Here is a 326-nt window from a genome sequence, read left to right as displayed (position 1 = left end):
CTAAGAATTTAACGATTATTAAAGAATCAAAGTCATTAAAAATCGGTTTAAGTGCAACCATAAATGTTGAATCTACACTTGGAATTGCTGATACAACCGATACAGGTGGTGCAATGACACCTGTCATCATACCAACAATTGCTGTAATAACCATTCCTAAGAAAATACCGACACTGCGGAATTTTAAGATAAGAATGACAGAAATAATAATACCGAACACTGCTAAAAGAGTTGAACCTGTAAATGCACCTAATGTTACTAAAGTTGCTGGACTATCTACAACGATACCCGCTCCTTGTAACCCTACGAATGTAATAAATAAACCA

The 326-nt window shown here is 35.0% G+C and carries 1 pseudogene; it reads right to left on the bottom strand.

What is annotated here, in order from left to right:
* A pseudogene (locus tag SB660_RS19525) lies at positions 1–326 on the bottom strand (NCS2 family permease); the annotation flags it as partial.

The sequence above is a fragment of the Bacillus sp. SIMBA_005 genome (genome assembly GCF_046535585.1).
Taxonomy (GTDB): domain Bacteria; phylum Bacillota; class Bacilli; order Bacillales; family Bacillaceae; genus Bacillus; species Bacillus pumilus.
The sequence above is the reverse complement of the archived record's forward strand: the minus strand, read 5'-3'. Positions and strand labels throughout refer to the sequence as shown.